Annotated in this window: 15 protein-coding genes; 10 read left to right on the top strand and 5 right to left on the bottom strand. The window is 48.2% G+C overall.

The window, feature by feature from the left end; genetic code table 11:
- Nucleotides 1-9: 9 nt before the first annotated feature.
- The 8 genes from BUB81_RS08345 to BUB81_RS08310 all read left to right on the top strand — a co-directional run bounded on the left by BUB81_RS08345 (nucleotide 10) and on the right by BUB81_RS08310 (nucleotide 15,579).
- The gene (locus BUB81_RS08345; RefSeq protein WP_073321324.1) at nucleotides 10-720 is read left to right on the top strand and encodes a succinate dehydrogenase iron-sulfur subunit; all 711 of its coding nucleotides are present in this window, start codon (nucleotides 10-12) and stop codon (nucleotides 718-720) included.
- 146 nt (nucleotides 721-866) lie between these two features.
- The gene (gene sucA / locus BUB81_RS08340; protein ID WP_073321321.1) at nucleotides 867-3,689 is read left to right on the top strand and encodes a 2-oxoglutarate dehydrogenase E1 component; all 2,823 of its coding nucleotides are present in this window, start codon (nucleotides 867-869) and stop codon (nucleotides 3,687-3,689) included.
- Nucleotides 3,690-3,698: 9 nt separating this feature from the next.
- Nucleotides 3,699-5,198 (top strand): 2-oxoglutarate dehydrogenase complex dihydrolipoyllysine-residue succinyltransferase, encoded by a 1,500-nt coding sequence (gene odhB / locus BUB81_RS08335; RefSeq protein WP_073321318.1) that lies wholly within the window; start codon nucleotides 3,699-3,701, stop codon nucleotides 5,196-5,198.
- 143 nt (nucleotides 5,199-5,341) lie between these two features.
- Entirely contained in the window at nucleotides 5,342-6,508 is a 1,167-nt protein-coding gene (sucC, locus tag BUB81_RS08330; RefSeq protein WP_073321315.1) for an ADP-forming succinate--CoA ligase subunit beta, read from the top strand.
- Nucleotides 6,508-7,380, top strand: coding sequence for a succinate--CoA ligase subunit alpha (gene sucD / locus BUB81_RS08325; RefSeq protein WP_073321310.1), 873 nt, complete (start codon nucleotides 6,508-6,510; stop codon nucleotides 7,378-7,380). Before sucC ends, sucD begins: the two co-directional genes overlap by 1 nt.
- 276 nt (nucleotides 7,381-7,656) lie before the next feature.
- The gene (locus tag BUB81_RS08320) at nucleotides 7,657-10,713 is read left to right on the top strand and encodes a TonB-dependent receptor (protein ID WP_073321307.1); all 3,057 of its coding nucleotides are present in this window, start codon (nucleotides 7,657-7,659) and stop codon (nucleotides 10,711-10,713) included.
- A 44-nt stretch (nucleotides 10,714-10,757) separates the two neighbouring features.
- Nucleotides 10,758-15,089, top strand: coding sequence for an alpha-1,6-glucosidase domain-containing protein (locus BUB81_RS08315; RefSeq protein ID WP_073322752.1), 4,332 nt, complete (start codon nucleotides 10,758-10,760; stop codon nucleotides 15,087-15,089).
- 67 nt (nucleotides 15,090-15,156) lie between these two features.
- Entirely contained in the window at nucleotides 15,157-15,579 is a 423-nt protein-coding gene (locus BUB81_RS08310) for a DUF4019 domain-containing protein (RefSeq protein WP_073321304.1), read from the top strand.
- 13 nt (nucleotides 15,580-15,592) lie between these two features.
- Here the strand turns inward: BUB81_RS08310 and BUB81_RS08305 are convergent, their stop codons facing one another.
- The 4 genes from BUB81_RS08305 to BUB81_RS08290 all read right to left on the bottom strand — a co-directional run bounded on the left by BUB81_RS08305 (nucleotide 15,593) and on the right by BUB81_RS08290 (nucleotide 20,616).
- Nucleotides 15,593-16,303 carry an endonuclease/exonuclease/phosphatase family protein gene (locus BUB81_RS08305; RefSeq protein ID WP_073321301.1) on the bottom strand — a complete coding sequence of 237 codons (711 nt, stop codon included), beginning with the start codon at nucleotides 16,301-16,303 and terminating at the stop codon, nucleotides 15,593-15,595.
- Entirely contained in the window at nucleotides 16,291-18,489 is a 2,199-nt protein-coding gene (locus tag BUB81_RS08300; RefSeq protein ID WP_073321298.1) for a VTT domain-containing protein, read from the bottom strand. The genes BUB81_RS08305 and BUB81_RS08300 overlap by 13 nt, the downstream gene beginning before the upstream one ends.
- A 211-nt stretch (nucleotides 18,490-18,700) precedes the next feature.
- Nucleotides 18,701-19,864 carry a flagellar assembly protein T N-terminal domain-containing protein gene (locus tag BUB81_RS08295; protein WP_073321293.1) on the bottom strand — a complete coding sequence of 388 codons (1,164 nt, stop codon included), beginning with the start codon at nucleotides 19,862-19,864 and terminating at the stop codon, nucleotides 18,701-18,703.
- A 2-nt stretch (nucleotides 19,865-19,866) separates the two neighbouring features.
- Nucleotides 19,867-20,616, bottom strand: coding sequence for a flagellar basal body L-ring protein FlgH (locus BUB81_RS08290; protein WP_073321290.1), 750 nt, complete (start codon nucleotides 20,614-20,616; stop codon nucleotides 19,867-19,869).
- Between the two features lie 202 nt (nucleotides 20,617-20,818).
- On the opposite strand from BUB81_RS08290, the gene BUB81_RS08285 reads away from it, so the two are divergent.
- Together BUB81_RS08285 and BUB81_RS08280 are read left to right on the top strand one after the other, a co-directional pair.
- Complete coding sequence (locus BUB81_RS08285; RefSeq protein ID WP_073321287.1) at nucleotides 20,819-21,571, top strand: hypothetical protein; 753 nt, start codon at nucleotides 20,819-20,821, stop codon at nucleotides 21,569-21,571.
- Nucleotides 21,572-21,655: 84 nt separating this feature from the next.
- Nucleotides 21,656-22,153, top strand: coding sequence for an RNA methyltransferase (locus BUB81_RS08280; protein ID WP_073321284.1), 498 nt, complete (start codon nucleotides 21,656-21,658; stop codon nucleotides 22,151-22,153).
- A gap of 47 nt (nucleotides 22,154-22,200) precedes the next feature.
- On the opposite strand, the gene amt is transcribed toward BUB81_RS08280, so the two are convergent.
- Nucleotides 22,201-25,254, bottom strand: a complete 3,054-nt coding sequence (gene amt / locus BUB81_RS08275) for an ammonium transporter (protein WP_073321281.1) — start codon at nucleotides 25,252-25,254, stop codon at nucleotides 22,201-22,203.
- Between the last annotated feature and the right edge of the window lie 216 nt (nucleotides 25,255-25,470).

The raw sequence follows: 25,470 nt of genomic DNA, 5'->3' as shown, positions 1-25,470 counted from the left end.
GGTTAGACCATGCAATTAACTTTTTCGGTATACCGTTATAATCCTGAGGTGGATAACGCACCTCGTATGCAGGATTACACCCTGGAAGTAGAAGAAGGCCAGGATATGATGGTGCTGGATGCACTGTTACTATTAAAGGAACAGGATCCAACATTGTCATTCCGTCGTTCATGTCGTGAAGGTGTTTGTGGCTCAGACGGCATGAACATGAATGGTAAGAATGGTCTGGCGTGTATCACGCCGCTGTCCGCACTGGGCAAAGGCAAGCTGGTTATTCGTCCGTTACCCGGACTTCCAGTGGTACGTGACCTCGTTGTAGACATGACGCAGTTCTACACTCAGTACGAGAAGATTAAGCCATTCTTAATCAATGACAATAAACAGCCGCCTGCACGAGAGCATCTGCAGTCTCCTGAAGAGCGTGCTAAACTAGACGGATTGTACGAGTGTATCCTTTGTGCATGTTGTTCAACGTCTTGTCCTTCGTTCTGGTGGAACCCAGACAAGTTCATTGGTCCAGCGGGCCTGCTACATGCATACCGCTTCCTGATCGACAGCCGTGATACGGCGACAGATGAGCGATTGAATGACCTGGATGATGCCTTTAGTGTTTTCCGCTGTCACGGTATCATGAACTGTGTAAGTGTTTGTCCGAAGGGACTAAACCCAACGAAAGCAATCGGCCAGATTAAGTCGATGCTTTTACAACGGGCTGTTTAGCAAGTTTATCTCTGATTACTTTTTAGTAAACAGTGTGTAATGCGTAAATGGCCATCCTTTTGGGGTGGCTATTTTTTTGTACAGGAGCGAGGGACACGAGTCCGTTGTTCCTATTTCATGTAATGACAACCTAGCAAGGCACAATAATGCAAGAAAGCGTGATGAAAGCGTGGTGGGACTCATCGCACATGGCTGGAGCCAATGCTGCCTATGTGGAAGCATTGTACGAAGCCTATTTGGATGACCCGCAAAGTGTCTCCGAATCATGGCGGCAAACCTTCGACGCCTTACCCAAGGTGGAAGGGGTAGAACTTGAAAGCAACCATAGCCTGATAAAAGAGCAATTTAAAAAGCTGGCAGCGCTCGGTCCGATGGCCCGTGTGAGCGGCGCAGCACCAACGGCTGGTAGTAATCAATCTGATGAAAAACAGGTAAAAGTTCTACAGTTAATTAATGCCTATCGATTCCGTGGTCACCAGCACGCTAACCTTGACCCATTAGGATTATGGCACCAGGAACGAGTTAGGGATCTCGAGTTGTCTCACCACAACTTGTCCGAAACCGACTTTGACACGGTTTTTAATGTGGGTTCTTATGCCATCGGCAAAGAAACCATGCCATTGGGCGAACTGTTTAAATCGTTAAATCGCACATACTGCAGCTCTGTAGGCGCTGAGTATATGCATATTACCGATACTGAACAGAAGCGTTGGTTACAGCAGCGAATCGAATCTGTTGAAGCGCGTCCGCAAATCGATCGTGACGAAAAAATCAGCATCCTCAAGGGGCTGGTTGCCGCTGACGGTATGGAAAAATACCTGGGCGCCAAGTTCCCGGGTGCGAAACGATTCTCACTGGAAGGCGGCGACGCATTAATTCCAATGCTGAAAGGCCTGATCACTGCAGCCGGTTCACAAGGTACCAAGGAAGTCGTCGTAGGTATGGCTCACCGTGGTCGCCTTAACGTGCTGGTCAACGTATTAGGTAAGAATCCTTCAGTTCTGTTTGATGAATTCTCTGGTAAGCACGACGAATCACTGGGTGCCGGTGACGTGAAATACCACGCGGGTTATTCATCAGATTTCGCAACGCCAGGTGGTAATGTCCACTTAGCGTTGGCATTCAACCCGTCTCACCTTGAAATCGTTAACCCGGTTGTAATGGGCTCGGTAAGAGCGCGTTTAGACCGTCGTGACAACGATAGCAGTAAAGTATTGCCTGTGACGATTCACGGTGACTCAGCGATAGCTGGTCAGGGTGTAGTGCAGGAAACCTTTAACATGTCTCAAACCCGTGGCTTTGCTGTGGGTGGCACGGTTCGAATTGTTATCAACAACCAGGTTGGTTTCACCACGTCACGTACAGATGACACGCGTTCAACGCAGTATTGTACCGATATCGCTAAGATGGTGCAGGCGCCGATTTTCCACGTTAATTCAGACGATCCGGAAGCGGTGATGTTTGTTACCAAACTGGCGTTGGATTTCCGTAATAAATTTAAGCGCGATGTTGTTATTGATTTGGTGTGTTACCGTCGTCATGGTCACAATGAGTCAGATGAGCCAAATGCAACCCAACCGCTGATGTACCAGAAGATCAAAAAGCACCCTGTGCCACGTCAGCTTTATGCTGATCAGTTGATTGCAGAAGGCGTTATTGGTGAAGTTGAAGCTGAAAAGCTCATCGACGACTACCGCGCAGCGCTGGATCACGGTGCCTGTGTGGTTGAAGAGTGGCGTCCAATGACGGAGCATTCCGTTGATTGGCGTCCATTCCTGGGACATGACTGGGATACGCCTTACGACGGTTCAATCAGCGTAGAACACCTGAAAGCGCTGGGCGAGAAAGTCACCAGCTACCCGGAAACGCATAAACTGCATTCCCGTGTAAATAAGGTATATCAGGACCGTAAAGCCATGGTTGCCGGTGAGCGTATGCTTGACTGGGGTATGGCTGAAATACTGGCTTATGCGTCAATTGTTGAAGCAGGTACCAGCATCCGTATGACAGGTCAGGACTCTGGCCGTGGTACGTTCTTCCACAGACACGCCGTGCTGCACAACCAAAAAGATGCTGAAGCGTACATGCCACTGCAACACATCAATGATGAGCAGGGGACCATGGAGATCTACGACTCGGTGCTGTCGGAAGAAGCAGTAATGGCATTCGAGTATGGTTACGCAACTGCTGAGCCAACCTGTCTGACTATTTGGGAAGCGCAGTTCGGTGACTTTGCCAACGGTGCACAGGTTGTATTCGACCAGTTTTTAAGCTCGGGTGAAGCCAAATGGGGCCGTTTGTGCGGTCTGACTGTCTTGCTTCCTCACGGTTACGAAGGTCAGGGCCCGGAACACAGTTCAGCGCGTCTTGAGCGTTTCCTGCAGCTTTGTGCAGATCACAACTGGCAGGTGTGTGTACCTTCTACACCAGCGCAAGTATTTAATATGCTGCGTCGTCAGGTGGTACGTCCAATGCGTAAACCACTTATCGTAATGTCACCTAAGTCATTGTTACGTCACCCGCTGGCTGTATCTTCGCTTGAAGAGTTGTCAGATGGCGTGTTCCACAATGTCATTGGTGAAGTTGACGAGCTTGACCCGAAAGGCGTTAAGCGCGTGGTTATGTGTTCAGGTAAAGTCTACTACGACCTGCTTGATCAACGCCGTAAAAACGAGCAATCCGACGTTGCCATTATTCGTCTGGAACAGCTGTATCCTTTCCCGCAGGAAGAATGCGCGAAGATTGTAGCTGAATACAGCCATGTAAAAGATTGGGTTTGGTGTCAGGAAGAGCCGCAAAACCAGGGTGCCTGGTATTGCAGCCAACATCATTTCTGGCAGGTTATTCCTGATGGTGCCAAATTGACTTATGCCGGCCGCGCGGCTTCAGCGTCGCCTGCAGTAGGTTACTTATCCGTTCACAACCAGCAACAAAAAGCACTGGTTGAAGACGCTCTCACGATTAAATAAGGAACAAAGATGACAATTGAGATTAAAGTTCCGGTTCTACCCGAGTCAGTTGCCGACGCCACGATTGCAACATGGCACGTAAAGGCCGGTGATGCAGTAAAACGTGACCAGAATCTGGTAGACATTGAGACTGACAAGGTAGTGCTGGAAGTTGTTGCACCTGCAGATGGTGTAATCGGTGAGATTATCAATGAAGAAGGCGCGACTGTGCTGGGCGAGCAAGTGATTGCCAAGCTGGAAGAGGGCGGCGCTGCCAAAGCTGCACCTGCGGCAAAAGCTGAAGAAGCGGCTGCGCCAGCAAAAGCGGAAGCACCTGCTGCGGCGACAGGCGCATCAGTTGACATCAAAGTACCTGTACTTCCTGAGTCGGTAGCGGATGCGACAATTGCTACCTGGCATGTTGCACCTGGTGAAGCTGTGTCTCGTGACCAGAACCTGGTAGATATTGAAACCGATAAAGTGGTACTTGAAGTGGTTGCTCCGGCAGACGGTTCACTGGCTGAAATTCTGGCTGAAGAAGGCACCACGGTTACCGCTGAAGAAATCATTGCTAAGTTTGTTGAAGGCGCAGGTGCTGCGGCTCCGGCTGCTGCAGCAGCTGAAGAAAGCGATGACGACAACGACGCATTAAGCCCGTCAGTACGTCGTTTACTGGCTGAAAAAGGCGTTGACCCAGCGAAGGTAAAAGGTTCTGGTAAAAACGGTCGCATTACCAAAGAAGACGTTGAGCAATACCTGAAAGGCGGAAGTGCGCCGGCAGCACCAGCGAAAGCGGCTGCTGAAGAAGCACCTGCCGTTGCCTCTGGTGAGCGTTCTGAAAAACGCGTTCCTATGACACGTCTGCGTAAGACGATTGCGAACCGTCTGTTAGAAGCGAAAAACTCTACGGCGATGTTGACGACGTTCAACGAAGTGAACATGAAGCCTATTATGGACTTGCGTAAGCAGTATCAGGATAGCTTCGAGAAGCGCCACGGTATTCGTCTGGGCTTTATGTCTTTCTACGTGAAAGCCGTAACCGAAGCACTGAAACGTTATCCGGAAGTAAATGCGTCTATCGACGGTGATGACATCGTTTATCACAACTACTTCGATATCTCTATTGCCGTTTCTACCCCGCGTGGACTGGTTACCCCAGTACTGAAAGATTCAGATACGCTGGGCATGGCCGGTATTGAAAAGGGCATCAAAGAGCTTGCATTGAAAGGCCGTGACGGCAAGTTGTCTATGGCTGAACTGCAAGGCGGTAACTTTACTATCACCAACGGTGGTGTGTTTGGTTCACTGATGTCTACACCAATTATTAACCCGCCACAAAGCGCTATCCTGGGTATGCACAAGATTCAGGACCGCCCAATGGCTGTTAATGGAAAAGTTGAGATTTTACCAATGATGTATCTGGCGTTGTCTTATGACCACCGGATCATTGATGGTAAGGAATCGGTTGGCTTCCTGGTCACCGTGAAGGAAATGCTCGAAGATCCAACGCGTCTGCTTCTGGATGTGTAAGACTTTCGTAGCAAACCTATAAGTGAGGGTGATACTGATGTATTATCCTCACTAAGCTGATGTTTGGGGACGGATATCAGTAAGGACAAATCAAGCCAGTCAATTGCTGGCTTTCGTTTAAATAAAAATCGGAAAGAAACACCATGAATTTGCATGAATACCAAGGTAAGCAGCTATTCAAAGAATATGGCTTACCTGTTTCTGAAGGATACGCATCAGACACACCACAAGGTGCAGTAGAAGCTGCTGACCGCATTGGTGGAAATGAGTGGGTAGTTAAGTGTCAGGTCCACGCAGGTGGACGTGGTAAAGCTGGCGGTGTAAAGCTGGTTAAAACCAAAGACGAAATTCGCGCTTTCGCTGAAAAGTGGTTAGGCAAAAACTTGGTGACCTTCCAGACTGACGAAAACGGTCAGCCTGTAAGCAAAATTTTGGTTGAATCGTGCACAGATATCGCTAACGAGCTGTACCTAGGTGCGGTAGTAGACCGTGGTACACGTCGCGTAGTATTCATGGCGTCTACTGAAGGCGGTGTTGAAATCGAGACCGTTGCAGAAGAAACACCAGAAAAAATCCTGAAAGCGGAAATTGACCCAATTGTTGGTCCACAGCCTTATCAGGCTCGTGAAATGGCGTTTAAACTAGGCCTTGAAGGTGTTCAAATCAAACAATTCACTCAGATCTTTATGGGTCTGGCGAAAATGTTTGAAGATCTTGACCTGGCGCTGATCGAAATCAACCCACTGGTAATCAAAGACGATGGCAACTTGCACTGTCTTGACGCCAAACTGGGCGTAGACAGCAATGCGCTGTACCGTCAGGCTAAAGTGAAGGAAATGAAAGATCCTTCACAGGAAGACGCGCGTGAAGCTCACGCTGCTCAGTGGGAACTGAACTACGTAGCGCTGGACGGTAACGTAGGTTGTATGGTTAACGGTGCGGGCCTGGCAATGGGTACCATGGACATCGTAAACCTGCACGGTGGTAAGCCTGCAAACTTCCTGGACGTTGGTGGCGGCGCGACGAAAGAGCGTGTTGCTGAAGCGTTCAAAATTATCCTGTCTGACGACAACGTGAAAGCCGTTTTGGTTAACATCTTCGGTGGTATCGTTCGTTGTGACATGATTGCTGAAGGTATCATTGGCGCAGTGAAAGAAGTTGGCGTTAATGTACCGGTTGTTGTACGTCTTGAAGGTACCAACGCAGAATTAGGCCGCGATGTGCTGGCTAACTCTGGTTTGGATATCATTGCAGCTGAGTCACTGACTGACGCAGCGCAAAAAGTGGTTGCAGCAGCGGAGGGCAAATAATGTCAGTTTTAATTAATAAAGATACCAAAGTTATTTGTCAGGGTTTCACTGGTGGTCAGGGTACTTTCCACTCAGAACAAGCCATTGAGTACGGTACGCAAATGGTTGGCGGTGTTACGCCAGGCAAAGGCGGCACAACTCACCTGGGTCTGCCTGTTTTCAACACAGTACGCGAAGCGGTAGAAGCGACTGGCGCAACTGCGACAGTTATCTACGTACCAGCTCCATTCTGTAAAGATTCAATAGTTGAAGCAGCAGATGCTGGTATCGAGCTGATCGTTTGTATCACTGAAGGTATCCCAACACTGGATATGCTTTACGTGAAAGAATACGTGAATGCTAAAGGCGTTCGCATGATTGGTCCAAACTGCCCGGGTGTGATCACGCCTGGAGAGTGTAAGATTGGTATCATGCCTGGCCACATTCACAAGCCAGGTAAAGTAGGTATCGTGTCTCGCTCTGGTACGCTGACGTATGAAGCCGTTAAGCAGACGACTGACGAAGGCTTCGGTCAATCTACCTGTGTAGGTATTGGTGGTGACCCAATCCCAGGCTCTAACTTCATCGACATCCTGAAATTATTCCAGGACGACCCACAAACTGAAGCGATCGTTATGATCGGTGAAATCGGTGGTACTGCGGAAGAAGAAGCAGCTGCGTTTATTAAAGAAAACGTAACTAAGCCTGTTGTGTCTTACATTGCGGGTGTAACAGCACCTCCAGGTAAGCGTATGGGTCACGCTGGTGCAATCATCGCTGGCGGTAAAGGTACCGCTGACGAGAAGTTTAAAGCACTTGAAGATGCAGGTGTTAAAACGGTTCGTTCACTGGCTGACATCGGCAAAGCACTGCGCGAAGCGACTGGTTGGTAATTCAACCTTAAATACCGTGCCCGATGCACGCATGTTTAAAAGCCCGCTACTGCGGGCTTTTTTGTTTTTTATCAATGCCTTGTAAAGTTATTCGCAGAGTGCAAACTCCCTCAATTACCACTATAAACTAATCGTAAAAAATCTGTAAAAAATGTTAACTGAATACGTATGCATAGCATTTTCAGTTAATTACCCAGGCTTTAGTATGAAATTCGGTAAATTTACCGACGAAGTGTTTCAACGCATTTCAACGCATAATTAAAAAATGGGGCAAACATGAAAACTTTCAAACCCAGTGCCATTTCACTGGCACTACTAACCAGTGGGTTGGTTTTCACTAGTAATCCGCTTGTGGCACAAGAAAGTGATAAGCAAGAGCAGGAAGAAACCATCGAACGCATCGAAGTTCGGGGTTTTAGTAGCAGTCTTATCCAGTCACTCAACCAGAAGCGCTTTAGTGATACCGTTTCCGAACAACTCTCTGCCGACGATTTAGGGGGCTTACCCGACGTCAGTATGGCTGACGCACTGACCCGATTGCCGGGTATTTCTGCAGTGCGAACCGGCGGCCAGGCAGCAGAAATCAATATACGTGGTCTTTCGGGAGATTTCGTTTTTTCAACGCTTAATGGCAGAGAACAGGTGTCGACCAGCGGCAGCCGTTCTATTGAATTTGATCAGTATCCCTCGGAGTTGATTAATTCTGCAGCGGTTTACAAATCGCCTAAAGCGTCGCTAATTGAAGGCGGTGTAGCCGGTACTGTTGAACTACAAACAGCCAGCGCATTGGCGCAGGACAAGCAGCACACGTTTAATGCTAATGTGCGTGGTATGTTTAACGACCGGGCCAGTGAAGTGGCTGATGCAGAAGAATACGGGCACCGTATAAGCTTCTCGTATCAGGGCAAGTTTATGGATGACACCCTGGGTGTGTCGCTGGGATATGCCAGACTTTTTCAGCCAAGCGTGTCCACGCAGTTTATCGGATTTGCCTACAATGCTGAAAAAGACGTAGACGGTATTGTTGGGGATGAGGAAAATTACGACCCGAATTCAGACGTACCCAAAGAAGATCAGTGTGTTGAATGTGAGCTGATATCTGAAGGGTTTGAAATGCAGCACAAGGGCGGGGAAGAGACCCGTAACGGCTATGTTGCTGCAGTAGAATGGGGGCCGACTGATAACTTTAAACTTAAAGCAGACGCTTTTGTGTCAGAATTTGACTCCAAAGCCTTTGCCAGAGGTTTCCGGGTCAAGCTCGGTGGCGTGAATACTGAAATTTACAATCCGGTTGTTGTAAACAACAACGTGGTGGGCGGTACCTTCGTTCGCTCAGAAAACAGTGAAACGCGCGTAGAGTTGGTTAACGACGATAACCAGGATTTCGACAAGGTAGAAAGTTACGGCATTAATGCTGACTGGCAGATTACCGAAAACTTGTCTGCTCAGTTTGACGTTTCCTTGTCTAAGGCCAACAGTAACTTCCGCAACGGCTTGTTATGGTCTCTGGTTGGGGACGACGCGACTGCTGACAGTCCGCGTTTTGACCAGAATATTCAAATCAGTTATCTGCTCAACGGTCTGGACTTACCTGACCTACAGTTTAATCAGGCCGATGCATTTACCGATATCGACCGGGTAATGGTAAGCAAATACGGTATTTACCCTTATGTAAACAGTGATGAACTGGATGCTTATCGGGTAGATTTTCAGTATTTTCTCGATACCGATTTTATTTCTTCTGTAGAATTTGGTGCGCGTTACTCTGACCGGGAGTACAGCAATGATCGTTCTGTATTTGAATACGGCAATGATCAGGCTTTTTCGTCCAGTGAGCCACCGCTGCGTTTAACCGACGACCTGGTGGAAGTCGTTAACTGGCAGGGCGATTTTTCCTATTTCCCCAGCTATCTATCCATTGATCTTAATGATGCGTTAAATGCGTGGTTCCCATCAGGCATACCACAGCCGGCGCAAACCTGGGGATCAGGTGACCCAGGTGTCATTAATCCACTGGAGGGTTCAACCCGCTCAACGGCCTGGTCTGTACTGGAAAGTGGTGACGTGTTTGAAACCGTATCTGCAGCTTACTTAATGGCAAACATCGATACTGAGATTGCCGGTTTACCTATCACAGGTAACGTGGGTGTGCGCTATGTGAAGTCCAAGCAAAGTTCAACCACATTACAACGGGCGACCATGTTCGTGGAGAACGAGGACGGCCAGGAAGTTGAGGTCAGCGACCCAACCGCAGGGGCGCAGAACATTGTTGATGAACTTGGGTACATCAATAATTTCTATCGTCCGGCGATATTGACCTACGAATATACCGATATTCTGCCGTCGATTAACCTGAACTTTAAATTAACCGAAAACTCGCAGCTTCGCGTAGCTGCAGCAAAAGTAATGGGCCGTGCGCCAATTAACCGTTTTGCTGCTAACGCGTCCACAAATATAGAAGTGATCAGCGCAACTCAGGATCGGGATTCAGGCGAGATTACCCTGTCTAATCAACAGGCCCGTATCTCTGGTTCGTCGAATAACAGTCCGTACCTGGACCCGTTTTATGCGACGCAATACGACATCTCTTACGAGCATTATTTTGATGATGCCGATGGCGCCATTGTTATTGCTGGCTTCTACAAAAATATCGAGTCATTTATTGAGAACATTGGTATTGACCCGTACGACTTTGAAGGCAATGGCTTTGTTGTCCCAGACTCTGTGACGGTACCTGTGTTTTATGAGCTGGATTACCCTGGGCAAACCCCGGAAGCGGTCGTTGATGAAAACGGCGCACCTGTCACTGTTGTGGTGCCTACCACTAATGGCAAGTACGAAACCGCCGTCAACAATGCGCGCGGTGGTTATATTCGTGGTATCGAACTCGCCTATACACAAATCTACAGTGATTTACCCGGCATGCTGTCTGGTTTGGGTATGAATGCCAGTTATTCCTATACCGAAAGTGAAATTCAGCGAACCGTAGGTAATGGCGTTTTCGCCAGTGCGTTGCCGGGACTGTCTGAAAATGTGGCTACCGTTACCTTGTTCTGGGAATACGAAGGGTTTGAAACCCGTGTGTCAGGACGTTACCGCGATGCGTTTGTGTCGCAACAAGTCGCGGTTAACGACCAAACGGTTAACTTCGACTCAGAACTGGTCGTGGACTATCAGGCGTCATATGAAATCAACGACAACATGAGCGTGTTGTTCCAGATTAATAACGTGACTGATGAACCCACAAAAAGCTATTTCACCTCGCCTGAACAGACAGGAACCATTCAGTTCTTCGGAACACAATACTTCCTGGGGATGACATACTCGCTATGATTACCGAAACGCAATTTGCGAACCAACCCACAGCATCAGGCAGCATGCTGTATAAAATAGTCGCTGCATTACTTGTGGTCTTTACGCTTACCCTTGCCGGGTGCGGAGGAACTGGCACTGAATCAGGTACTAATGATTTGTTGGTCTGTGATGCGCCGCTGGTGCCGGACTCAACGGGCATGATGTGTGTGGAGAAGCCACCCATTGACTGTGATCCGCCTACGGTACCGAATGAAACTAACGACGCTTGTGTGATTGGCGCTGATCCTACACTTGAGGATCCGGTGTTCTTCCCTGGCGACGATCAAGCCGTGTTGTATTACAACCGCGCTGGAGTAGGAGCCACCAATAGTCCTGGTGACAGTGCTTACGAAGGGTGGAAACTGCATACCTGGAACAATGATGCATGTGATGCCTATGCAGACGGTGACACCGATTGGGCGAATGGCCGTGCTATTTCAGGTATTGACCCAAACTATGGTGCTTACTGGGTACTGGAACTCAAACCCGGTGTAGCCGGCACGCCTGGCGCTTGTCATAACTTTATTATTCACAAGGGAACCGACGACGCCGGCAAGGAAATGGGTGGCTCAGACTTCAAAGGTAAGCTTGATCAGGACGATGAGAAATTCACACGCATGAATTTCACGTTGTCTGGTGTGCCTACCGTGTTTGAATTTCCTCTGCTGTCACTTGGTCCACAGCCAGTGAAGATTGAAGGCGCGTCTGCCCATTGGTTAGATACGCAGGTTATTCTTTGGGATGCTCCTGACGGTGTAGAAGCAGTGAAGCTTCATTATTCTGCCGCAGCTGATCTGGAAACCTCAGTTGAAGATGGTCTCAATGGCACGGCGATTGAACTTACACCAACGACGTTAACCGAGGAACAGGTTGCCATTGCACCGCATTTGGCTTCAATAGCGGCTTATGAGGGGGACTGGAGTGCAGACGATGCCAAAGCGGTTCTAAAAACTCAGGTTGTCGCGGCTGGCTATGCCAGTGATGGTACGTTATTAGCCGCAACGCGTTTGCAGCATGCTAACGTACTTGATCAGCTGTATACCCAAGGCGAGGATGATGCAGACGAGGCCGTGTTAGGTGGTGTTTATACCGACGACGGTATCACCGCTGCTGTGTGGGCGCCTACAGCCACAGCAGTTAACTTACTGGTGTATAACGACAATAAAACGCTGGCCGAACGCCATGCCATGACACTGAACACAGAATCAGGTGTGTGGGTTTATAACGGCGACATGAGTCTGGATCGCAAGCTGTATCGCTACGAAGTGACTGTGTATCATCCATCGCTGGACGATATAACGACTTTGGAAGTCACCGATCCTTATTCTGTGTCGTTGTCTACTAACGGACGCTTCTCTCGTTTCGTTAATCTGGCTGATGAATCCTTAAAGCCTGATGGCTGGGATACCCAGGTCATTCCTGAAATTGAAAACCCGGAAGATGCGGTAATTTACGAAGGCCATGTTCGCGACTTTAGTATACGCGATATGTCTACCAGTGAAGCGAACCGGGGTAAATATCTTGCCTTCACCGAGCAGGGCAGTGATCCGGTTTCACATCTGCAGGAATTAGCAGATGCAGGACTGACTCACTTCCATATTCTGCCGAGCAATGACATTGCAACTATCGATGAAGATCCGGCGAATACGGTAGATATTTACGATACAGTAGCGCGTTTATGTGTGAAACGTCCGAATGCTCAGGTGTGTAGTGAAGCCGATCCAAGCAGTACTTTGCTGGACGTGTATAACAGCTACGATCCGCTGTCGGAAGCAGGCAGTGCCCAGGCGCTGACTCAGGAGCTTCGCAGTCTGGATAGCTTTAACTGGGGTTATGATCCGCATCACTTTAACGCGCCGGAAGGCAGCTATGCGTCAAGTGCTGAGGGTGTGGAACGTATTGTTGAAATGCGCGCGATGATTCAGTCTCTGCATGAGATTGGTCTGCGTGTTGCGCTCGACGTAGTGTACAACCACACCAATGCCTCTGGTATTTTCACCAAGTCGGTATTGGACAAGGTCGTACCTGGCTACTACCACCGTTATGAAGTCGACAGTGGTGCCATTGTGCGGGAAACCTGTTGTGAGGACACTGAGCCACGCAATGTCATGATGGAAAAACTGATGCTGGATTCACTGTCCATGTGGGCAAGTGAATACAAGTTTGACGCCTTCCGCTTTGACATCATGAGCCAGGCCACCAAAGATACCATGGTACGTCTGCGCGATGCGATCCAGGCAATTGACCCTGACAACTACTTCTACGGCGAAGGCTGGACCAAAATCGACCGCGGCTATGAACAGGCTAATCAGCTGAATATGGCAGGCACAGAAATTGGTACCTACAACGACCGCTTACGTGATGCCATTCGTTATGGCCATATCTTTAACCCGGACAGCGACTCTGCGTTGTACGAACAGGATCGCGTTAAAATGGGCATGGCCGGCACATTGGCTGACTTTGTGCTGAATACGTCTGGTGGCCGCGCTACTACCGCATCAGCGTTAGGGGGTTATGCGCAGGATCCTGCAGATATCATTAACTACATCTCTAAGCATGACAACGAAACGCTGTGGGACCAGCTTAACTACGTACTACCGGAAGATCTGACCCTGGAGCAACGGGTACGCGCACAGAATGCGGGTATGGGTATTACCTTGTTGTCGCAGGGTATTCCGTTCCTGCAAATGGGTGGAGACATGCTGCGTTCCAAGTCGATGGACCGTGACAGTTATGATTCAGGTGACTGGTTCAACTTCGTGGATTTCACCATGCAAACTAACAACTGGAATGTTGGCTTGCCGCTGGCTGAGAAAAACGAAGCGCGTTGGGGTGAAATGGGGCAGTTTGTCTATTCACCGGAGCGAGCGGCGACGATGACTGAAATCGAAATGGCTGCGGAAGTCTTTAAAGAATTCCTGACTATTCGTCAAACCAGTCCGTTATTCCGCTTAACAACGGCGCAGGACATCATGGATCGCGTTGGCTTCCATAATCTTGGCACACGTCAACAGGTTGGCCTGATTGCCATGAGTATCGACGACGGGATTAACGCCGAAGCTGAAACGCCACTGGTTGATTTAGATGTGAACTATGACGCTGTCATGGTGGTGGCTAATACTGGCTACGAAGAAAAATCCATTGAGGTGAACACGGCTACCGGCTTTATGCTTCACAGTGTTCAGCAAAACTCCTACGACAGCGCAGTACGTGGTGCTTACTTTACCGAAAATGAATCAGGTAATGGTACCTTTACCGTACCCGCACTAACCATTGCGGTATTTGTAAAACCACAAAGCGGCGCACAGGGTTACGGCCTGGCTACTTATGCCACTGCTGGCGCACCGGATGTCGTACCTTACGGCGACACATCGGTTTACCTGCGTGGCAGTATGTCGGAATGGGGCACGTCGGTTGAGTTTACCTATCAGGGCAACGGTATCTACACCGCAACGTCTGCATTAACGGCTGGTACCCAGTATGAGTTCAAGTTTGCGTCAGAAGACTGGGCGACGGTGAACTTCGGTGCAGCGGATGCAGCTGATGCCATTGTTACCGATGACGTTGGCGTTGTGTTGGGTGTGTCTAACAACAACCTGTTCTTTACCCCTTCGGTTGACGCAACCTATTTGTTCACCGTGGATGCAAGCGACGCCCAGGCACCGGTACTCACCGTTGAAAACGAAGAACCCTATGCGGGTACTACCGTCTACTTACGTGGCGCATTTAACGGATGGGGAACTGAAACGCCGCTTGAGTATAAAGGCGCACGTCAGTATCAGGCTGCTATGTCACTGACTGCCGGTAGCTATGAGTTTAAAGTGGCCTCTGAAGACTGGGCTACAGTAAACCTTGGCGCGCTCTCTGGCTCAGATGAAGACAAGACGGTCGAATTAGGGCAGGAGACCTATCTGGCGGCGACCAACGATAACCTGGTTATTAACATAGATGCAGACGGAGACTATGTCTTTATTGTTGATGTGAGTGACAAGGCCGAGCCAGTTCTCAAAGTGTTTAATGCACAGTTTTTCGGCGCTACACCTGTATATTTACGTGGTGGCATGAATGGCTGGGGAACAGCAGATGAGCTGGTTTATCAGGGCGCTGGTGTTTACTCGGTTGATATCACCGTGAGCGGTGGTGCAACGGAGTTCAAAGTTGCCTCAGAGGATTGGGCAACGATAAACCTGGGCAATCCGGATGATGCCCTGACCAACACAGTAACGGAAGGTGTTGGAAAAGTGCTGGGCAGCAGTAACAACAATCTGATGATTGAATTGTCTGCCGGCACGTACGAATTCAGGGTCACCGGACCGGATGCAACCCAACCCATCCTGACGGTTATTGCTAAATAACCCTGACTTGTTGTACCGTAAAAGCGCGCCCAGGTTTCCGGCGCGCTTTTTTTATGTGAGGAATAAGATGCAAGTGTTAGCAAGACTGCTAATGATAGGCTGTTGTTTGTTTGCGGTTATGCCATCACCGGTCGTTGGCCAGGCGCAGACGCAACAACAAATGGATATTCAACCGGCGTATGCGTGGTTGGAGCTTATCGATCGTGGCCGCTATTTTCAATCCTGGCAATATGCCAGCAAGCAGTTCAAACAAAATATCGAAGCATCGCAATGGAATGATGTGCTGGTCGGTGCCAAGGATTCACTGGGAACGCTGGTCTCTCGTGAATTAAGCGGTTATGGCGAGCGCGACACCGTCGCAGGCTTACCAAAAGGTAAGTACATGGTGTTTAAGTTCAAAAGTACATTTGAAAATAAAACGCTGTATGAATTGCTTATCATGACGCGTGAAAACAACGAACTCAAAACGGTTGCCTACCTGATCCAGTGAGCTTTCAGATTATTTAGCGCCTGTCATGAATAACAAAGTCCGCAAAGACCGGCAGATGATCTGAAAAATGGCTGGAAGCAGGGTCTTTAATCAAGCCACAATTTAGTATCTGGCAGTGTTGTGTTACCCACACGCGGTCGAGTTTAAAAACAGGGAACTGGCTTGGAAAACTCAACCCGGTATCTAGTTGATGCATGATGGGTTTCAGACGTGCAAACAAATTCGACAAATACCACCACTCATTCAGGTCGCCCGCCAACATCGCGGGTAAGTCTGCGTTGGCTGTACCATCTTCTAACGCACTTTGGATAAGCTTTACCTGTTGTCTACGCTCTTTGCGCGACAACCCCAAATGGGTGTTATGCAATAGAAGTGAGTGGTGAGGTGTCTCTACCCATACGCGCTGTAAGTTACGAGGTTCGCGATCTGCGACGTTCAATGTCACCACATCATCCCGGATAACGGTGTGGCGGCTAAGCATGGCGTTACCGAACCAGCCATGCGATGTTACCTGCGTAGCGGCTGGAACAAAGGTATATCCTCCGGGTTGGCACAAGGCGTCGATATCGCTCTGGGTATTGCGCTCTGACGCACGCGTATCCATTTCCTGAAGCAGTACAAAGTCCGCATTCTTTTCGGCCAGCATGTGGCCGATACGGTGATAGTCCTGCACACCGTCCCGGCCAACACCACTGTGTAGATTATAGGAGACTAGGCGATACATTGTTCAGACTCTTCCTTTTCCGAATCTTCTGCGTTGTCCGACTGTTTTTTCGCCTGATACATCTTTGCCAGCTTTTGTGAGCCAACAATCATCGCTATCCACACTACTAGACCAATCACCAGATAGGTAACTGTCTCTGCCGAGGGTTGCTTAAAGATTTGCATAATGGAGTCGCCCACCAGGCCTTTAGCAATCATTTGTGGAAACATACCTAAAAACGTACCCATCAAAAACTGCATTAGGCTTATAGATGAAATACCAGCAACCAGGTTCACCAAACTAAATGGCGCTATGGGTAGCATTCGTATGGTTGCTACACCAACGATGCCGGTGTTTGCCAATTTTTTATCTACGGCTTCAACTTTTGGCCCTGCTAGTTTACGCAGACCCGCATTGCCCAAACCTTTGCCGATAAGAAACGTGGTACCCGCACTGAGCAAAGCGCCAAAAATACCGTAAATCGGGCCCCAAATAGGACCGAATATCGCCGCGACTGCCAGTGATAATACCGTAACCGGGAAAAACAGTAAGCCACCAATCAGGTACACGAGCAATACGGTCGGTAACGCGAAGTACGTCCCGCGACTTTCTTCAAGAAACGCGCTTATTCTGTCGCCATCTAACCAGGATACGGTGTTACTGATAAACAGTAACAAACCAACGATACATGCCAGCACAGCCAGACCTACAGTAATCATAATGGTTCGTCTACGCGGGTTGGTTATGGCAGTAAGTTTTCCGCCTAGTCCTTTCACAGGCGGTATAAGCGGCTCTTCCGGATCTGAAATGGTGCGGAAAATATTGGCTTTAGACGCTTCGGTGAACTCTTCATCGTTGATTTCGGTTAACACGTAACCGTGGGCGATTTGATTGTTCATAAGCTCGTTAACAATGTGCTTGCCACCCATGATTGACTCGGTTGTCTCAATATCACGGCCGGTGTGCTCGGCGATCAGGTCGTCACGGGTAAAGGCAATGCACTTACGGTTGCTGTCGGTATCGCCGAACATCACCACATCAACCTCAGTGTCCAGCGTCATCGAGCGATTACTCAGGTTTGATGAACCGATGACCAGGTAACGGTCGTCAATGGTCATGACTTTAGAGTGGATACGTTTGTAGGCTAAACGGCCTTGCTGATCGCGAATTGACGAATACGTCATTTTGATGCGATCGGTATCAACACCGTCTTCGATAATGTCTTTAAATGCCAGTCGACTAGCCCAGAACGCTTCAGTTTCAAACAAGCCTTTGGGGTCATAAGAACTCACAATGAGAACCTCAAGATCTGGCTTAGCTTTTAACTGTTTATTCAAGGCACGGGCGATTTCTTCCCGTGTCGTAAACTGATTTTCGATATAGATGAATCGTTCCGCCTGACCAATCAGGTCCAGCAACATATGACGAACTTCCTGCACACTTTCCACATCATCCATTTCAGGTAACGTGCGAGCGATTGCCAATGGCACATTTTCAAAGCATGAAGACACACCTTGAGGCCAGGTTTCAGGGCGTTCATTCCCATGGTCCGGCATAGCTTCCGGTGTATCAATGGCGGTGTCTGACAACCGATTCCAGCGCCAGCGTGCCAATTCGGCGAGATGTTCAACCACCGGGCCGCAAGATACCATTTGGACGTCGTGAAATGGACCGTATTCACCGTCCGGGCCGATACGGCCTGGTTCATCAATCAAATGCTCACGGGTATCCCAGCGGTGAAGCGCAACGTCCATGCCGCCTGAGTACGCGACTTCATTGTCGATGATAGCCAGCTTTTGGTGTTGCGACCCGCCCATGGGAATAGAGTCATCGAGCATAACGTGAACATTGTCGGGGGTTTTGTCTTCCCAGACTTCCAGTGCCCACATTTCTCGCTGGTCAAAAAAGGCGAAAGATGAATCCCAACGCAGGATATAAACCTGTAGATCCGGGTTTTGTTCTGCTTTCCATTTAATGAGCTCACCAATACGAGAGGGCGCCTCTGATTGTTCTTCCGCTTCGCCATGCAGTAATCTGATTCGACTGTCTATGTCCCAACCTACAATGATGATCTGGTGCTTGGCGTTACAAATACTGGAATGCAAGGCGCTGTAGTAATTAGCACAATCGATTAAGGGGGTGGCATGGGTCGCCTGGCTGGTTTTCCAGCAATTTTTGTTTGAATCAAATACCTTGTGTGTTGACATGGTTTACTCTCCCTGTGGGAATACGCTCTAGCTATACACGGGTGTGTTGCAGAAATTATTCCGCTTTTCAGAGAAAGTCAGATAATCCTATCTGATTGATATCAAATGGTTTGTTGATTTTTATGGTTGCGAGTAGTTGGTGTTAAACGCTTTATAACGAAAATATTTCTTAATCGTGTGTAGGAATTTCCGAATACGGATTAAGCGTTATTTACATCAATGGTGCCGGGCTTACCAGGTCGTAGGGCGCAGCAATGAGTGGCACGTTTTTATCACTGCTTCGCAATTTTGCGCTGCGATTGGCAACGTGTTCTACTTCCAGGATCAGGTCAGGTTGTTTATACCATTGCGGATAATGAAGCTGCGCTTCCATGGAGGGCTGTGGGGATTGATACAGTTCGAATAAATCGCCTTCCTTAACACCGTGCCTTGTGCCCAGCGCAATTGATAAATAACCGGGCGTGACGGAAACAACCGGTAGCATAGAAGGCAGACAGGTCATAGTATTAGACACATCCAGTACGGCACTGTTAATCGTATTTAGTACCACGCGACCAAAATCACTGCGCCAGAACAGACTGTTGTTAAGATCAATCGTTTCGTTATAGTCAAACTCCCAGTCACCTTCACCGTGATAGCTGTTTTGCATTACGATGTCCTGATGCAGAGCATCCAGCAAGTAGACCTCCAGTGTGAAATTTCGTCGCAGGCTAACATCGTCTTCAAGCAGGCCTTCTTTCACCTGTTCAAACAAACTAATGTCACGTATAAAACCAAATAGCACGTATTGGCGGTGATAGGTCTTCACCAGCAGGCTCGCTTTCGCGGCTATCTGACTGTGATCAATACTATTAAAATCAGAAGTGGGCATAAACGCTTGATTTATCAGCAAGGTATCAACAACTGGTTGATTATCGGTCAGTTGTTGAGCCATCCGTTGGGTTACCTGACGACCAAAGTCGAAAATATTGCCGTGTCGGGCCTGAGATGGCTTCAATAATTGAAACTGGCTGAGCACCAGACTACGGGTATAAGGATCGCTGTCGCATTCAAACAGGGGCAGAATATCGACGTTAACGGTAACCGTAAGTACGTTATCGATGAGTGTTTCATCGACAATTTCCACGCGCTGTATGCGGCCCTGAGTGCGTATTTGAGCCTTGCTACTCACCAACAGGCCATCTAACACAATATCCTGGGCCGTGATGAAACTACCATTTTTGTAAGCGGCATCGGCAATGGCGTTTTTAATTGCCATGACGCGGATTTCATCGAGTTCAGCGTCCTCGACGGCTACCGACGCCTGGCCTTCAATCCACTGAGCATAAACGTTAGTACTCAGGATATAGAGTAAAAAGAGTAGGAAGCGAAACATGGTTAGTTAAAAATCGAAAAGAGGGTACCAATTAACGTGGACTGCTGGTTGTCCTGCAATTCGCCTTTGCCCGAGTATTCTATGCGCGCATTACCGACTTTACTGGAATCTACCGTATTGTCTGCGCTGATATCGGCAATCCGAATTTCCCCAGAAAACCGCACGTATTCCTGACCTTTATTGAGTGTGATCCACTTTTCCCCAGAGACGGCCAGGTTGCGGTTTGGCAAAATATCGGTGACATAGACGGTAATATCACCTTCTAACTCGTTAGATTGGGCCGTATTGGCGGAGCTATCGAATTCACTCTCTTGCTCGTGATTTGCCGCGACTTTTCCTTCGGTCAGTACAATTGGACCTGCGTTGACCGCAACGGGACCAAGCTCCATGCTGGTGGATTTGTCCATACGATAGTCGAGGGATTTCCTGGACTGTGTTCGCTCGTTCAATTCAATCAGGATCATATCGCCGATGCGAAAGTTATGGTGCAGCTTGTAAAGCTCTACGGCATTGTCGGGATTAAACAGAGAGCCGGTTGGAGCGGTGACAGCCTGTACAGGGGTCATATGAATCGGGCGATAACGAGGGTCGTCGGGAACCGGCTCTGTGTCATCCACTTTTGCTGACCGTTGTTCAACCAGCGGGTTGGTTGCTGATGAGGCGACGATTTGTTCTTCGACATTGGGGGTTTGCGTGCACGCGAAAAGCATAACGCTGATTAGTGTAATACCCGTACTGCGAGTAGAGAACATGATGTTATTCCTGCCAACTGGATAATCATTGCATCAGCCCCCACTTACTGCAGAATTATCATTAATGATTGTAAACACCGTTATTAAGCACGATTTAATTGTGACTGAGTTGTACTTTGCTAAACCTTTACATTCAGTAAGTTATCTTTACTTAAAAGACCTGTTAGCGTAATAAATATATCAACAGAACGCGGACATCATCATGTTTTCAGAGTGGCTGGATGGCTTTAATGCCAGCTCGACTTCACTTGACGCCTTAACCACAAGTAACAACGCTGCAGCGACGCAGGTCACTGATGCGGTATTGTCAAATGTAGACGATTTTAAGTCTGCGTTTACACAAGCAATAAACGTTGGCTTGCTCAGTGAACTAACAGGTAGTCTGACTGAACAAGCAAGCGGGGCGTTGTCGCTGGAAAATATCGGTAGTGAGCAGGGGCTGTCTCAGTTACAGGCGTCATTTCTAACCATGTTACAAAACGACCTGTTTGCTTCATCACAAACCAATGAAGATATTGCATCTTCCGGCACAACTGCGGATCAGGAAAGCACTGAGAATACCGTTGCGTCGACAAGTGGCTTTATCAGTAGTGCCTATCAGTTTGTTATGGGGGAGGATGGTGCCACGCTGGACGATATTTTTGATACCGTGAACGTGCTCAATCATATTCCGGTTGTAAGCGATATCTATGAGTCGGTGACAGATAATGACGTCGATTTAGCGGCGAGTCTGGTGGGCGGATTTTTATATGCCGGACCAATTGGTGTTGCCTATGAAGGTATTGACTATTTTGTATCCAGTTCGACAGGCGCATCTATTACCGAACACGCTAAAAATTTCGTCATGGACGGTTTACTCACTGATAAGGAATCCGACAGTGGGGAATTGGCTGAATCCCTTGTCAGTACTGCAGGTGAAGCGACACACTCATTCGTTACGCGTAACCTTAATTGATAGGCAGTTGGTCTGGCGTAATACGTTGTTATTCTGTCTGATTGCAGTACAATCGCCCCGTCTAAGGTTATTTGGAAAAGTGACATGCTTTCGGCAATCTCTATTGGTCTACAGAACCCAAAATCTGCAGTGAACGTGGCAACGATTCTGCGTGCTGCAGGGTGTTTTGGTGTCAGCAGTGTTTTTTACACCGGAGAGCGCTTTTCCTATGCGAAACAATTCAGCGCAGACACCAAAGCATTCCATAAAACCATTCCTACTGTCGCCATTGAGTCTTTACAGGCAGCCAAGCCACAAGGCGCGACAGTAGTAGGAATAGAACTCGTGGAAGGCGCAACGCCACTACCGGCGTTTGAGCACCCCGACAACGCGTTTTATCTGTTCGGGCCAGAAGATGGCAGTTTGTCAGAATCACATCTGGCCATGTGTGACGAGGTAGTTTATATACCTACCCTGAGCAGCCTGAACCTCGCAGTAACGGCCAATATCGTGCTTTACGACCGTCTTGCAAAGAGCCAGTACGATACTTCTTTAGAAGGCATAAGAAACAGCCGTGATACTAACAATCGGCTGCGCCTCTAGTCTGCACTGGCTTCAATCAACTAGGACCGGTGGTATTGGCGAATCCATCACGAAACTGAAAGCTCGTTCAGTTGACCCAAATGCTGCGTTACCTTGTCTGCAGACAAGGGGCGAAAGAAATGATAGCCCTGAAATTCGCTGCAACCATTACTCAGTAAAAATTCAAATTGTTCAGCAGTCTCAACACCTTCTGCAACCGTAGATAGTCCGAGTGATTCAGCCAGCGTTATAATGGTCGAGCAAATTTTTGCATCTTCTTCTTTCACTGCACATTCGTTCACAAATGAACGGTCAATCTTCAGGATATCTACAGGCAGGGTTTTGAGATAGTTGAGAGACGAATAACCGGTACCGAAATCATCAATTGATATTGCTATATTCAGGCTGTGAAGTTTCTGCATGACATCGATACAGGTTTCAATGTCTGCTAAAAATACACCTTCCGTGACTTCAATCTCAAACCATTCGCCCCGAATACCGTAACGCTGCATGGCGGTCTTCAGAAACGGGAGAAGGCCATCTGACAGCAAATGTTTACCGGAAAGGTTAATTGAAACCCTAGGCAGTACGGCGAAGGTTTTTTTCCATTGGGCAATCTGCGCAAAGACCAATTCAAAGATCAACTCCTCCAAAGGCACGATCAGATTAGATTCTTCCGCCAGTGGAATAAACTGACTGGGCGGAACAAAGAGACCCGATGGGTTAGTAAACCTTACAAGAGCCTCGAAACCAACAATCTCCTTATTTGCGTCCACTCTGGGCTGGTAAAGCATAGAAAACGCGCTCTTCTCTGCAATGGCCTGACTCAATGTTTGCTCGGAATCAAATTGCTCCGACTCTTGTTCCGCCATGTAAGGTTCAAATAATTTATAGTTATCGCGACCTGCCTTTTTGGCGTAATACATCGCAATATCGGCTTGCTGAATAAGGGTAGTGGGGTTGACTAAGTCAGTGTGCGTCAGTGTTACACCAATGCTGGTGGGAATAGTCAGCTCTCTGCCACTTAACACAACAGGTTGACGCATTACCTGTAAAATTTTGGTCGCGCTGGTCAACACCGAGCTTTCATCATGGCGACTGTTCATCATAATGACAAACTCGTCGCCGCCCCAGCGGCAGATAGTGTCTTCTGAGCGGGTGACATTCATCAATCGATTGGCGACTTCCATCAACAACTCATCACCAGCCTGGTGTCCAAGCGTGTCATTGATCTTCTTAAAGCGATCCAAGTCAAGGAAGAACAGCGCGATGCAATTTTTAGTGTTATTTATAGACTTCAGTGCTTGCGTCAGTGTTTCCATAAAATACGTCCGGTTGTACAAACCGGTTAACGGATCGCTGTAGGCAAGTTGTTTGAGTTTTTCCTGCAGGCGGCGCTGACGCGTAACGTCGCGTATGTGCAGAGTAAATTCATTCGCAATGCTGCTACCAAACGTTGTACCGGTAATGGTTATTTCAGAGGGAAATTCATCACCGGTAGAGCGCTTCAACAGAATGGTGTTTCGGCGATTAATCAGTAAACCATCTGAAGTAACAAATTTACCTTCCAGGCTTTTCTGCACAGCCAGTTTGTCTTTTGACAATACGAACAAGTCGACAAAGTTTTTACCTACTACTTTGCCTCTGAGGCAGCCAAACGTGCGCTCTGATGCTGGATTAAATTCAATAATTTCGCCCTGGAGGTTGATGGTAACAATGCTATCCATCGAAGAATTCAGAATGGCGCTTTTGCGTTTTTCACTGCTTTTAAAGTCGCTTAGTGCCCGGTCTCTCTGACTCATTTCGTCATGGACTTTATCTAAAACACGGTTGTACTTGCGGGCAATCTGACCGACTTCGGTAAAAGGTTCTTCCGGTACTCTGGAGTGAAAGTTACCGGATTTTTCCTGTGCATCCATAGAGTTAAGTAAATCAACGAGCTCGGTAGTGGCATGGTGTTCGGTAATGTTCATGCCAATATATTCTTGCTCACTTGTCACTCTGAGTCTGACTACCCGGTTAATCAACACCAGTAAAACCCAGCTCAGGCAAAAGACGTATAAGCCAACGACAACTATGCCAAGGGCTTGCACACTAAGCTGCTGCCAGAAGGCATCGCTCAGAAAGACGACGTCTTTGTGAAAAAGGGCAACCGCTAATGTTCCCCAGATGCCCGCGAACAAATGAGCAGGTACGACGCACAGCGCATCATCCAGTTTTAAGCGTTTCAGCAATCTGTCACCAGCAAACATAACAATACCGCCACCAATGCCGATAATGGCAGCGTGCGCCGGAGAGACAATATTGGCGCAGGCCGTGATTGCAACTAAACCGGCTATCACACCGTTCAGCATGGCACTCACATCCATATAGCGGTTTTCTACCGCGAAAATAAAGCTCGACGCGAGGCCACCGAATGCCGCTGCAATACAGGTATTGACCAGAATGAGAGGGACATCATCGTTTAATGCAAGGGTACTACCGCCATTGAAACCAAACCAGCCTACCCAAATCAGCAGTGTACCAAGTACGGACAGTGGCAGGTTGCTGCCCGCTGGGAAAGGCGTGTTGCTGTCGAATCTGCCCTGGCGCGCACCGATGACCATAATTGCCGCCAAAGCCATCCAACCCCCGGTACTGTGAACCACAGTCGAACCTGCGAAATCGATAAAGCCAAGGTTTTCCAGCCAGCCGCTATTACCCGCATCATAGAGTGATGCCCAGGCCCAGTGACCAACAAAGGGGTAAATGATCGCGCATAGGAGAACGGTAACAATTAAGTAACCAAAATATGACATTCGCTCAGCCACAGCACCGGACACCAATGTGGCTGTTGTGCCGCAAAACATCATCTGAAATAAAAAGAAACTGAACTGCCAGGGTGAGTGTTCTGCACCAAAAAAGAACTCAGTTGCGCCAAAATAGCCCGAATTGGAATAGCCAAACATGATGCCAAATCCGACACACCAAAACAAAATAGAGGAGAGAATGAAGTCAGATAAATTTTTAGCCGCAACGTTTATGCTGTTCTTGGTGCGGATTTTTCCTGACTCCAGGCAGAGAAACCCTGCCTGCATGATGAAGACAAGTATCGCTGAGATGAGGATCCAACCCGTTTCCAAAATGTGTCCTTAGTGATTAATAACCGAGTAATCAATAAGATAATCAAGCAAATAGCGCACCGTATTTAGGTTTTAGCGTGGCATTTACACTGACTAAGGGTAAGTACATTGGTTGTTCGTCAAAATTTCTAAAATATTCTGTTAACAATTGATAAGACAACCGCTATGAATACGTATGCACGTACTTGGTAATCAGGGGATCAAAAGCTAGTATGG

The sequence above is a fragment of the Marisediminitalea aggregata genome, from assembly GCF_900129565.1.
Taxonomy (GTDB): domain Bacteria; phylum Pseudomonadota; class Gammaproteobacteria; order Enterobacterales; family Alteromonadaceae; genus Alteromonas; species Alteromonas aggregata.
This window is presented reverse-complemented; position numbering and strand designations above follow the sequence as displayed.

Excerpts from the sequence above, each read along its gene's own strand:
- BUB81_RS08320 (WP_073321307.1), top strand. The coding sequence starts at position 7,657 with ATGAAAACTTTCAAACCCAGTGCCATTTCACTGGCACTACTAACCAGT.
- BUB81_RS08315 (WP_073322752.1), top strand. The coding sequence starts at position 10,758 with ATGCTGTATAAAATAGTCGCTGCATTACTTGTGGTCTTTACGCTTACC.
- sucC (WP_073321315.1), top strand. The coding sequence starts at position 5,342 with ATGAATTTGCATGAATACCAAGGTAAGCAGCTATTCAAAGAATATGGC.
- BUB81_RS08285 (WP_073321287.1), top strand. The coding sequence starts at position 20,819 with ATGTTTTCAGAGTGGCTGGATGGCTTTAATGCCAGCTCGACTTCACTT.
- odhB (WP_073321318.1), top strand. The coding sequence starts at position 3,699 with ATGACAATTGAGATTAAAGTTCCGGTTCTACCCGAGTCAGTTGCCGAC.
- sucA (WP_073321321.1), top strand. The coding sequence starts at position 867 with ATGCAAGAAAGCGTGATGAAAGCGTGGTGGGACTCATCGCACATGGCT.
- BUB81_RS08305 (WP_073321301.1), bottom strand. The coding sequence starts at position 16,303 with ATGTATCGCCTAGTCTCCTATAATCTACACAGTGGTGTTGGCCGGGAC.
- BUB81_RS08280 (WP_073321284.1), top strand. The coding sequence starts at position 21,656 with ATGCTTTCGGCAATCTCTATTGGTCTACAGAACCCAAAATCTGCAGTG.
- BUB81_RS08345 (WP_073321324.1), top strand. The coding sequence starts at position 10 with ATGCAATTAACTTTTTCGGTATACCGTTATAATCCTGAGGTGGATAAC.
- BUB81_RS08310 (WP_073321304.1), top strand. The coding sequence starts at position 15,157 with ATGCAAGTGTTAGCAAGACTGCTAATGATAGGCTGTTGTTTGTTTGCG.
- BUB81_RS08290 (WP_073321290.1), bottom strand. The coding sequence starts at position 20,616 with ATGTTCTCTACTCGCAGTACGGGTATTACACTAATCAGCGTTATGCTT.
- sucD (WP_073321310.1), top strand. The coding sequence starts at position 6,508 with ATGTCAGTTTTAATTAATAAAGATACCAAAGTTATTTGTCAGGGTTTC.
- BUB81_RS08295 (WP_073321293.1), bottom strand. The coding sequence starts at position 19,864 with ATGTTTCGCTTCCTACTCTTTTTACTCTATATCCTGAGTACTAACGTT.
- BUB81_RS08300 (WP_073321298.1), bottom strand. The coding sequence starts at position 18,489 with ATGTCAACACACAAGGTATTTGATTCAAACAAAAATTGCTGGAAAACC.